Source organism: Planobispora longispora (genome assembly GCF_016863135.1).
In the GTDB taxonomy this organism is placed as follows: domain Bacteria; phylum Actinomycetota; class Actinomycetes; order Streptosporangiales; family Streptosporangiaceae; genus Planobispora; species Planobispora longispora.
This window is the reverse complement of record NZ_BOOH01000061.1, coordinates 36,162-45,675: the sequence shown is the minus strand read 5'-3', so window position 1 is coordinate 45,675 and position 9,514 is coordinate 36,162. Positions and strand designations below refer to the sequence as shown.

The following is a 9,514-nucleotide window of genomic DNA, read 5'->3' as shown; positions in this document are numbered from 1 at the left end:
CCGAGAAACGCCCGCAGCGAAGCGAGGACGTGACGAGGGCGGAAGCCGGTTACCAGCCCCCGAGCCGCCGTGCGCAGCACGGCCATCGACACAGCCGCCCTGTGAGGAGTGCGACCTCACAGGGCAGCTGTGTCTTCCGGCGTCACTCCTGCTTGGCCCGTCGTTGACCTGCGGCCGGGGCGTGCTTGACCCGCGCTTGGGGAGGCGGCTGTAAACCGGCTGGAAATCCCTCGCATCGCGCGTCCAACCGGGCCATGGACCGCTCCGGAGCGGTAGGTTGCAGTGAGCGACTCTGCGAGGAGGAACGTGACCGAGCACACCGAGGCGCCTACGGTCGGTATGGGCGGGATCCGCGACGTGGTGAGCATCCGGCTACCTGCCGTTAGTGCCTATCTGTCCGTGTTACGTACGGCCACTGCCGGTTTGGCCGCACGGCTGGACTTCACGCTCGACGAGATCGAGGATCTGCGGATCGCGGTCGACGAGGCGTGCGCGATGTTGTTGACCCAGGCCGTCCCCGGCACCGACCTGACTGCCGAGTTCGAACTCACCGGTCAGGAGATGCAGGTGCGGGTGGAGGTCAGCACGGTGGGGAGCTCCCCGCCGAAACGCGATGAGTTCGCCTGGATGGTGCTCACGGCCCTGGCCGACGACGTGGACGCGGTGACCGACTCCCCTGACCGTATGGCGATCGTCCTGCGCAAGCGTCGAGGCGCGGCGAGGCCGGCGTGACGGAAAGGACTCGTGCCATGGCCACCAGCGATCACGCGGTGCCCGACAGGGTTCGCGCGCGCACGCTCTTCGGTGAACTGGCGGAGTTGCCCCCCGACGATCCGCGACGCCAGCGCATCCGCGACGAGCTCGTCGAGCTCCATCTGCCCCTGGTCGAATATCTCGCCCGCCGGTTCCGCAACCGGGGCGAGTGGCTCGACGACCTGACCCAGGTCGCCACCATCGGCCTGATCAAGTCGATCGACCGCTTCGACCTCGGCCGGGGTGTGGAGTTCTCCACCTACGCCACGCCGACGATCGTGGGCGAGATCAAGCGTCACTTCCGCGACAAGGGCTGGGCGGTCCGTGTTCCGCGCCGCCTGCAGGAGCTGAAGCTCTCGCTCACCAAGGCGATCAGCGATCTGTCCCAGCGCGAGGGCCGCGCGCCCACGGTCGCCGAGCTGGCGGCCTATCTGAAGATGAGCGAGGAGGAGGTGCTGGAGGGTCTGGAGTCGGCCAACGCCTACTCCACGGTCTCCCTCGACGCCCCCGACTCCGGCGACGACGACGCGCCTGCGGTGGCCGACTCCCTCGGCATCGTGGACGACTCCCTGGAGGGCGTCGAGTACCGCGAGTCGCTCAAGCCGCTGCTCGAACGGCTCCCGCCGCGCGAGAAGCGGATCCTGCTGCTGCGGTTCTTCGGCAACATGACCCAGTCGCAGATCGCCACCGAGCTGGGCATCTCGCAGATGCACGTCTCGCGCCTGCTGGCCAGGACGCTGACCCAGCTCCGCGAGGGCCTGACCGCCGAAGACTGACGGCCGGCCCCTAAGCCCTGGCCGACGGCTCGTCCCCGTAGAGGGCGCGGGTCGTCGGCGGGGCGAGCAGCGCGACCAGTCCGGCCACGACCGCGGCGGCCAGAGGCACGCCGAGAAGGGCCTGGCCGGACTGGAACAGCGTGACGGTGACCGGGATCATGAAGATCTGCGTCAGCACGCCCGGGCTCCGGGCCCACTTCTCGGCCTTCAGCAGGCCCCAGGCCACCCGGAGCAGCAGGCCGCCGACGAGGAGCCCGAACCCGGCGACGAACAGGGAGCTCATCACGTCGTCCGGCTTCCCGATCACGGTCGCGACGCCCACGTAGCCGCCGAGCAGCAGCGCGGTGACACCCTCCAGGGCGAGGACGGCGGCGGCGACGACGAGGGTCGGCGGACGGTTCGGCACAGGCCAACCCTATAACCGCGGGCCGCCGGTCGGCCCGACCCGGCCGAGTTCTGCGGCCCCGTACCAGTTAGTCGGCTCTACGCCTCCTATGTACCGATATCGGTGGATACGCTGACGCTATGCGTGCGATGCTCCTGGTGAACCCGACGGCCACGACCACCAACCACCGGACGCGGGACGTGCTCATCAGGGCACTGGGCGCCACCATGGACCTGACCATCGAGGAGACGGGGTACCGGGGCCACGCGGCCCATCTCGCCCGTACGGCGCACTCCGCCGGATTCGACGTGGTCGCGGTGCTCGGCGGCGACGGCACGATCAACGAGACGGTGAACGGCCTGCTCGACGCCGAGGGCGCCGGGATCGGCGAGACGGCGGCCGACCGGCCGGCCCTGCTGGTGATCCCGGGCGGGAGCGCGAACGTCTTCGCGCGCGCGCTCGGCCTGCCCAACGACCCCGTCGAGGCGACCGGGATGATCCTGGAGGCGGTGACCCAGAACCGGCGGCGGACGGTCGGCCTCGGCCAGGCGGTCTGGAACGGCGAGAGCCGCTACTTCACGTTCTGCTGCGGCCTGGGCTACGACGCCGAGGTCATCCGGGCGGTCGAGGGGCTGCGCGGCACCGGGGTCAAGGCCACCCCCGCCCGCTACGTGAACACCGCGCTGCGCCACTACCTCTCGACCGACAAGAAGCATGCCGCGATATCCCTGGAGGGCCCCGGGGTGCCCGCGGCCGAGGGCATCTTCATGGCGGTCGTCTCCAACACCTCGCCCTGGTCCTACGTCGGCCCCCGGCCCGTCTGCCCGACCCCCTGGGCGAGCTTCGAGACCGGCCTCGACCTGCTGGGGCTGCAGCGGCTCGGCCTGCCCGCGATGGCCCGCCTGCTCTCCCAGATCATCGGCCTCCGGGAGACCCTGCCGACCGGGCGGAACCTGGTCCAGCTCCACGACGAGAAGGAGTTCACCCTTCACGCGGAGCGGCCGGTGGCGTTCCAGATCGACGGCGACTACCTGGGAGAAGTCGAGCGGGCGACATTCCGGTCTATCCCTAATGCGTTACAAGTATTGGTCTGAGCGGTTACATCCCGTCATGGTGTGACGCATCCGACACGGCCAACGAGAAAAACGTCGTTCCCACCCTCTTGCGTGCGCTCAGCGTGACTGACAATCTCAACATTGACGTCGGAACGTAGGACCTTTAAGCGGCCACCATCGCTTTCAGGCCACCGGCGATCAATCGAACGCACCCCGGACCGACCCCGGCCCGGGACACCGTTCGGTCTGGTTAGTGAAACTCTTCACAAAGTACGCCGATGGAGCCACAGCGAGGGCTCCTCTCCCGAAGGAGTGACGCATGGACTGGCGCCACCGAGCTGCCTGCCGTGACGTGGACCCCGAGCTGTTCTTCCCGATCGGCAACACCGGTCCGGCCCTCATGCAGATCGAGGAGGCCAAGCAGGTGTGCGGTACGTGCACCGTGAGCGAGGCCTGTCTGAAGTGGGCGCTGGAGTCCGGCCAGGACGCCGGCGTGTGGGGCGGTCTGAGCGAGGACGAGCGCCGCGCCTTCAAGCGCCGCACGGCCCGCGCCCGCGCCCGCGCCGCCGTCTGATCGACCTCCCGCCGCACCCCGCCGCCCGGCAGGGCACGGGTGCACCGCTCCCCCGGCCGGCTAGGCCGGGGGGAGGGGGATGCCCACGGTGACCTCGGTCCCCCCGCCCTCCCTGGGCTCGATCGACAGGCGCCCGGACAGCTCCCCCACGACCAGCGTGCGCACGATCTGCAGGCCGAGGCTCGTGGACGCGTCCAGGTCGAACCCCTCGGGCAGACCGGCCCCGTCGTCGGAGACGATCACGTCCAGCCGGTCCGCGCTCCGGCACACCTTCACCTGAAGCCTGCCCGGACGGTGCGCCAGCCCGTGCTGGACCGCGTTCTGCAGCAGCTCGGTGAGGACCATCGCCAGCGGGGTCGCGATCTCCGAGCGCAACACCCCGAAACTCCCGACCCGGTGCGGCACGACCTGCGCCTCCGGGGCCGACACCTCGCTCGCCATCGCGATCACCCGGTCCGCGATGTCGTCGAAGTCCACCTGCTCCTCGGGCGTGTGGGACAGGGTCTCGTGCACGATCGCGATCGACCCGACCCGGCGCACCGCCTCCTCCAGCGCCTCCCGGCCCTCCGGCACCCGCAGCCGCCGCGCCTGCAGACGCAGCAGCGCCGCCACGGTCTGCAGGTTGTTCTTCACCCGGTGATGGATCTCCCGGATCGTCGCGTCCTTGGTCATCAGCTCCCGCTCGCGCCGCCGCAGCTCGGTCACATCGCGGATGAGCACCAGCGCGCCGATCCGCCCGCCCCCGACGACCAGCGGGATCGCCCGCAGCTGCACGACCGTGCCGCCCGCCTCCACCTCGGTCTCCCGGGGCTCCTTGCCGCTCGCCACGACCATCAGGTTCTCGTTGATGGGCTCGTCCGAGTAGCAGAGCAGCGCCGTCGTACGGCCCAGCTCCGCGCCGACGAGGTCGGCGGTGAGCCCCAGCCGCCGGTAGGCCGAGAGCGCGTTCGGCGAGGCGTAGGTGACCCGGCCCGCCCGGTCCAGCCGGAGCAGCCCGTCACCGACGCGGGGCGAGCGGACCAGGATCGGCTCGGCGCCGGAGAACGGGAAACGCCCCTCGGCCACCATCTGCGCCAGGTCGGAGGCGCTCTGCAGGTAGGTGAGCTCCAGCCGGGACGGCGTGCGCGCCGACGACAGGTTCGTCGAGCGCTGGATCACCCCCAGGTAGCGCGGCTCGGACGACGATCCGCCGGGGTCCGCCCGCCGTACCGGGATCGTCTCCTCCCGCACCGGAACCCCGCTGGACCAGTCGGGATCTCCCTCGCGGCAGATGCGCCGCTCCGCCCACGCCGTGTCGATGAGCTCGCGCTCGCCCTTGGCGATGATCGTGCCCACGACGTCGTCGTGGTAGACGGTGGGACCGGTGGTGGGCCGCATCTGCGCGATGGCGATCCAGCCGTTCCCGTCCCTGAGCGGAATCCACAGGATCAGGTCGGCGAAGGACAGGTCCGCCAGGAGCTGCCAGTCGGAGACCAGCGAATGCATCCACTCGAGGTCGGCGTCGTCGAGGGCGGTGTGGCGGACCGCCAGGTCACTTAGAGTCGGCACCCGTGCATCATGCGTTCTTTGCTGGCCCGAACGCGAATCGGGGGAGGCTGACTGCAAAAATGCCCGGTATGGAGCAGACCCCGGATCCGCTGGCCCGGCTGCGCGCGGCGGCCCTCAAGCGCGAGGCGGCAGGGCTGAGGCGGACCCTGCGCCCCCGCACGCCCGACGACGACGGCCTGGTCGACCTCGCCTCCAACGACTACCTGGGGCTGGCCAGGGACGCGCGCCTGGCCGAGGCGGCGGCCGAGGCCACCCGGATCTGGGGCACCGGCTCCACCGGATCCCGCCTGGTCACCGGGTCCACCGAGCTCCACGCCCGGTTGGAGGACGCCCTGTGCGCCTTCACGGGTGCGCGGAGCGCGCTGGTGTTCTCCTCCGGCTACCTGGCCAACCTCGCGGCCGTCGCGGCCCTGGGTTCCGGCGCCCTGGTGGTCTCCGAGGCCGGCAACCACGCCTCGATCGTGGACGCCTGCCGGCTGTCGCGCTCCCGGGTGGTGGTCACCCCGCACAAGGACGTGACGGCCGTGGAGAAGGCGCTCGCCGACCGGAGCGAGGAGCACGCGATCGTGGTCACCGACGCGGTCTTCTCGGTCGACGGTGACCTGGCGCCGATCGAGGAGTTGCACGCGGCGGCCGTACGGCAGGGCGCGCTGCTGATCGTCGACGAGGCCCACGCGATCGGCGTGATCGGCGAGGACGGTCGCGGCGCGGTGCACGCGGCGGGCCTGGCGGGCGAGCCGGCGATTGTGAGAACCGTCACATTGTCGAAGTCGCTCGGAGCCCAGGGCGGGGCCGTTCTGGGCGCCCCTGAAGTGACCGAAACCCTTGTGGACACCGGCCGCTCGTTCATCTTCGACACCGGCCTGGCGCCCGGCAGCGTGGCCGCGGCACTCGCGGCTGTGGATATCCTTCGAACTCAGCCCGAACTGCCCGGATCTGTCCGGTCCAGAGCAAGGGAGCTGGCCTCGATGGCCCGCGATCTCGGCCTGGAAACCGGCGAACCGGCGGGTGCGGTCGTCCCCGTCGTGCTCGGCCCGCCCGAGGCCGCGCTGCGGGCCGCCGCGATCTGCGCGGAACACGGAGTGCGCGCCGGATGCTTCCGGCCGCCCTCGGTGCCGGTCGGCCGCTCTTGCCTGCGGTTGACCGCGCGGGCCAATCTGAGTTCCGATGATCTCGCGGTGATCCGGGGTGCGCTCACCGCCGTGGCCAAGATGAAAAGGTGAGCGTGTGAGCCAGCGCGGCGATGTGAGCAGGCACGGTGCTCCGTGTCCGGGAGGCTCCGAACCGACGGGCGAGGAGCTTCCATGACGGACGAGACCCCCCGCATCCCGAAATACTACGACGTGAAGCGGAGCCTCCTGGCGCTCACCAAGAGCCTCCCCGCCGGCAGCGCCCTGCCCCCCGAGCGCACCCTCGCCGTCCGCTTCGAGACGTCCCGCACCACCGTGCGCCAGGCGCTCTCCGAGCTCGTCGTCGAAGGCCGCCTGGTCCGCATCCAGGGCAAGGGCACGTTCGTCGCGCAGCCCAAGGTCGCCCAGGTCCTCCAGCTGACCTCCTACACCGGCGACCTGCGCACCGTCGGCCTGGAGCCGGACACCAAGATCCTCGACATCAGCTACGTCACCGCCGACGAGCCCCTGGCCCGCCGCCTGGCCATCAACCCGGGCGGCCGGGTGCTCCGCATCCACCGCCTCCGCCTGGCCAACGGCGAGCCGATGTCCATCGACACCACCCATCTGTCGGCCCGCCGCTTCCCCCGGCTCCGCCGCGAGCTGGAGGTCCACTCCTCTCTGTACGAGACGCTGCACAACGCCTACAACGTGCGGCTGATGGACGCCGAGGAGATCATCGAGACCGTGCTCGCGACGCCGTACGACGCGCAGGTCCTGAGCGTGGACGTGGGCCTGCCGATGCTGCTGCTGACCCGCCACGCCTTCGACGCCGACGGCAACCCCGTCGAGTGGGCCCAGTCCCTCTACCGCGGCGACCGCTACAAGTTCGTCACCCGCCTCCGCCGCCCCTGACCCCGGCCCGGTGGACCCGGGCGGTCAGCGCATTAATCTGGTTCCAGGCGACCCGGACGGAGGCGCGATCGCAGATGAGCGAGACCGATCCGCACATCCACGTCGAGCGGCAGGTGATGCGGGCCGGCGCCGCCTTCCGCAACGTGATCGCCTCGTCGCTGGGGCGCGTGCCCGACGCGCCGACCGTCGTCACCACCGGCTGCGGAGTCCAGACGCCCTACGCGATGACCTCCCCCCGTCCGGAAAGCGTCACCTGTCTCGCCTGCCGGGAACACGCCCGCCGGGAGTACCTGGGCTTCGCCGAGCAGGTGGAGGGCCTGAGCCGGATGCCCGGCGCGCCCGTCGCCGGCGATCAGGCGGTCGAAGTCGCGCAGTGGGCCCGGGACCTCGCGAAGAGGTTCTCCGGCTAGCACGACGATCACTCGGCGGCCGGGCGCGCGACGATCGCTCAGGGGACGACCCGCGGGCGGCGGCGGGGCGGCGGCGCGCCGTAGGGTGGGGCGGGTGAGCATTCTCGTGGTCACCGGGACCGACACCGGGGTGGGGAAGACGGTCGTCACGGCCGCGGTGGCGGCTCTGGCGCGGGAGCGGGGTTCGTCGGTCGCGGTGGTCAAGCCGGCGCAGACCGGGGTCGGGGAGAACGAGCCCGGCGATCTGGACGACGTCATCAGGCTCTCGGGGGTGACGACCACCTTCGAGTTCGCCAGGTTCCCCGACCCGCTGGCGCCGGCCGCGGCGGCCCGGGTGTCGGGGCGCGCGGCGGTGTCGCTGGCCGCGGCCGCCGCGCGGATCGAGGAGCTGGCCGAGTCCCACCGGCTCGTGGTCGTGGAGGGCGCGGGAGGGTTGCTCGTCCGGTTCGACGAGGAGGGCGGCACGATCGCGGATCTGGCCCGGATGCTCCGGGCGCCGGTGCTCGTGGTGGCCAGGGCGGCGCTGGGCACGCTCAATCACACCGCCCTGACGCTGGAGGCGATGGCCGGCCGGGGGCTGAGCCCGGCCGGAGTGGTGATCGGGTCGTGGCCGGCCGAGCCCGGCCTGGCCGAGCGGTGCAACGTGACGGACCTGGAGATGCTGGCGGCCCGGCCGCTGGCGGGGGCCCTGCCGGAGGGTGCGGGCGCGCTGGACCGGGAGACCTTCGCCGGTGTGGCCCGTGCCGGGCTGGGCCCGGTGCTCGGCGGCGGGTTCGACCCCGCGGCCTTCCGCACCGCGTTCCGCCTCTGAGCTCCCCGCCTCACCACTCCACGCACCGCGTTCCGGCTCCGAGCTCCCCGCCTCACCATTCAGCGCACCGCCCACCGGCCCCGAACTCCTCGCCCCGCCGTTCCCCGGGCCGCGTCTAGGCTTGGGCTCCGTAGCGACCCCGAAGAGCGGAGCCATCAGTTGAGCGACATCCTGGAGATCGCCCGGGTTCAGGTTCTGGCGGAGGGCCGGGGCCTCGACGCCGCCCAGGCGCTGGAGTGCCTCCGGCTGCCCGACGACCGCCTGCCGGACCTGCTCGCCCTCGCCCACGAGGTGCGCATGAAGTGGTGCGGCCCCGAGGTGGAGGTCGAGGGCATCGTCTCCCTCAAGACCGGCGGCTGCCCCGAAGACTGCCACTTCTGCTCGCAGTCCGGTCAGTTCTCCTCACCGGTGCGCGCGGTCTGGCTGGACATCCCCTCGCTGGTCAAGGCCGCCGAGGAGACCGCCGCGACCGGCGCGACGGAGTTCTGCATCGTGGCCGCCGTGCGCGGGCCCGACCGGCGGCTCATGGACCAGGTCCGCGAGGGCGTGAAGGCGATCCGCGAGGCGGTGGACATCAACGTCGCCTGCTCGCTGGGCATGCTGACCCAGGACCAGGTGGACGAGCTGGCCGAGATGGGCGTGCACCGCTACAACCACAACCTGGAGACCGCGAAGTCCCACTTCGGCCAGGTCGTCACCACCCACACGTGGGAGGAGCGCTGGGACACCTGCCTCATGGTCCGCGAGGCCGGGATGGAGCTGTGCTGCGGCGGCATCGTCGGCATGGGCGAGACGCTGGAGCAGCGGGCGGAGTTCGCCGGGCAGCTGGGCGAGCTCGCGCCCGACGAGGTCCCGCTCAACTTCCTCAACCCGCGCCCCGGCACCCCGTTCGAGACCTTCCCGCTGCTGGAGGGGGCCGAGGCGCTCAAGACGATCGCCACCTTCCGGCTGGCGCTGCCCCGCACGATCCTGCGCTACGCCGGAGGCCGCGAGCTGACCCTGGGCGATTTGGGCACCCGCGACGGCATGCTCGGCGGGATCAACGCGATCATCGTGGGCAACTACCTGACCACCCTCGGGCGCGCCGCGGACAAGGACCTGGAACTGCTGGCCGACCTGAAGATGCCGATCAAGGCCCTCTCCCAGACGCTCTGACGTCGGCGACGGGGGCTCGATCT

General features: G+C 71.4%; 11 protein-coding genes. 9 read left to right on the top strand and 2 right to left on the bottom strand.

Annotation, left to right across the window (positions count from 1 at the left end):
- Positions 1 to 306 precede the first annotated feature (306 nt).
- Both Plo01_RS34850 and Plo01_RS34845 read left to right on the top strand, forming a co-directional pair.
- A complete protein-coding gene (locus Plo01_RS34850) occupies positions 307 to 732 on the top strand; it encodes an ATP-binding protein (RefSeq protein ID WP_373871752.1) in 426 nt (141 codons plus the stop codon).
- Positions 729 to 1,529 carry an RNA polymerase sigma factor SigF gene (locus tag Plo01_RS34845; RefSeq protein WP_373871751.1) on the top strand — a complete coding sequence of 267 codons (801 nt, stop codon included), beginning with the start codon at positions 729 to 731 and terminating at the stop codon, positions 1,527 to 1,529. Before Plo01_RS34850 ends, Plo01_RS34845 begins: the two co-directional genes overlap by 4 nt.
- A gap of 10 nt (positions 1,530 to 1,539) precedes the next feature.
- On the opposite strand, the gene Plo01_RS34840 is transcribed toward Plo01_RS34845, so the two are convergent.
- Positions 1,540 to 1,935 carry a hypothetical protein gene (locus Plo01_RS34840; RefSeq protein ID WP_203895030.1) on the bottom strand — a complete coding sequence of 132 codons (396 nt, stop codon included), beginning with the start codon at positions 1,933 to 1,935 and terminating at the stop codon, positions 1,540 to 1,542.
- 119 nt (positions 1,936 to 2,054) lie between these two features.
- Here Plo01_RS34840 and Plo01_RS34835 point away from each other — a divergent pair, with 119 nt between their 5' ends.
- Together Plo01_RS34835 and Plo01_RS34830 are read left to right on the top strand one after the other, a co-directional pair.
- Positions 2,055 to 3,008: a diacylglycerol/lipid kinase family protein gene (locus Plo01_RS34835; RefSeq protein ID WP_203895029.1), complete on the top strand. Its 954-nt coding sequence runs from the start codon at positions 2,055 to 2,057 to the stop codon at positions 3,006 to 3,008.
- Positions 3,009 to 3,288: 280 nt separating this feature from the next.
- The gene (locus Plo01_RS34830; protein ID WP_203895028.1) at positions 3,289 to 3,543 is read left to right on the top strand and encodes a WhiB family transcriptional regulator; all 255 of its coding nucleotides are present in this window, start codon (positions 3,289 to 3,291) and stop codon (positions 3,541 to 3,543) included.
- A 60-nt stretch (positions 3,544 to 3,603) separates the two neighbouring features.
- Here Plo01_RS34830 and Plo01_RS34825 read toward each other — a convergent pair whose 3' ends face one another.
- Positions 3,604 to 5,091, bottom strand: a complete 1,488-nt coding sequence (locus Plo01_RS34825; RefSeq protein WP_203895027.1) for a PAS domain-containing sensor histidine kinase — start codon at positions 5,089 to 5,091, stop codon at positions 3,604 to 3,606.
- Between the two features lie 68 nt (positions 5,092 to 5,159).
- On the opposite strand from Plo01_RS34825, the gene Plo01_RS34820 reads away from it, so the two are divergent.
- The 5 genes from Plo01_RS34820 to bioB all read left to right on the top strand — a co-directional run bounded on the left by Plo01_RS34820 (position 5,160) and on the right by bioB (position 9,491).
- Positions 5,160 to 6,314: an 8-amino-7-oxononanoate synthase gene (locus Plo01_RS34820; RefSeq protein ID WP_239317667.1), complete on the top strand. Its 1,155-nt coding sequence runs from the start codon at positions 5,160 to 5,162 to the stop codon at positions 6,312 to 6,314.
- An 81-nt stretch (positions 6,315 to 6,395) separates the two neighbouring features.
- Positions 6,396 to 7,115: a GntR family transcriptional regulator gene (locus Plo01_RS34815; protein ID WP_203895025.1), complete on the top strand. Its 720-nt coding sequence runs from the start codon at positions 6,396 to 6,398 to the stop codon at positions 7,113 to 7,115.
- A gap of 74 nt (positions 7,116 to 7,189) precedes the next feature.
- The gene (locus tag Plo01_RS34810; RefSeq protein ID WP_203895024.1) at positions 7,190 to 7,525 is read left to right on the top strand and encodes a hypothetical protein; all 336 of its coding nucleotides are present in this window, start codon (positions 7,190 to 7,192) and stop codon (positions 7,523 to 7,525) included.
- Between the two features lie 94 nt (positions 7,526 to 7,619).
- On the top strand, positions 7,620 to 8,336 hold the full coding sequence (bioD, locus tag Plo01_RS34805) for a dethiobiotin synthase (protein ID WP_203895023.1): 717 nt from the start codon (positions 7,620 to 7,622) through the stop codon (positions 8,334 to 8,336).
- A gap of 159 nt (positions 8,337 to 8,495) precedes the next feature.
- Positions 8,496 to 9,491, top strand: a complete 996-nt coding sequence (bioB, locus tag Plo01_RS34800; protein ID WP_203895022.1) for a biotin synthase BioB — start codon at positions 8,496 to 8,498, stop codon at positions 9,489 to 9,491.
- Positions 9,492 to 9,514 lie beyond the last annotated feature (23 nt).

Coding starts and splice junctions, on each gene's coding strand:
- Plo01_RS34835 (WP_203895029.1), top strand. CDS start 2,055: ATGCGTGCGATGCTCCTGGTGAACCCGACGGCCACGACCACCAACCAC.
- Plo01_RS34830 (WP_203895028.1), top strand. CDS start 3,289: ATGGACTGGCGCCACCGAGCTGCCTGCCGTGACGTGGACCCCGAGCTG.
- Plo01_RS34820 (WP_239317667.1), top strand. CDS start 5,160: ATGGAGCAGACCCCGGATCCGCTGGCCCGGCTGCGCGCGGCGGCCCTC.
- Plo01_RS34815 (WP_203895025.1), top strand. CDS start 6,396: ATGACGGACGAGACCCCCCGCATCCCGAAATACTACGACGTGAAGCGG.
- Plo01_RS34810 (WP_203895024.1), top strand. CDS start 7,190: ATGAGCGAGACCGATCCGCACATCCACGTCGAGCGGCAGGTGATGCGG.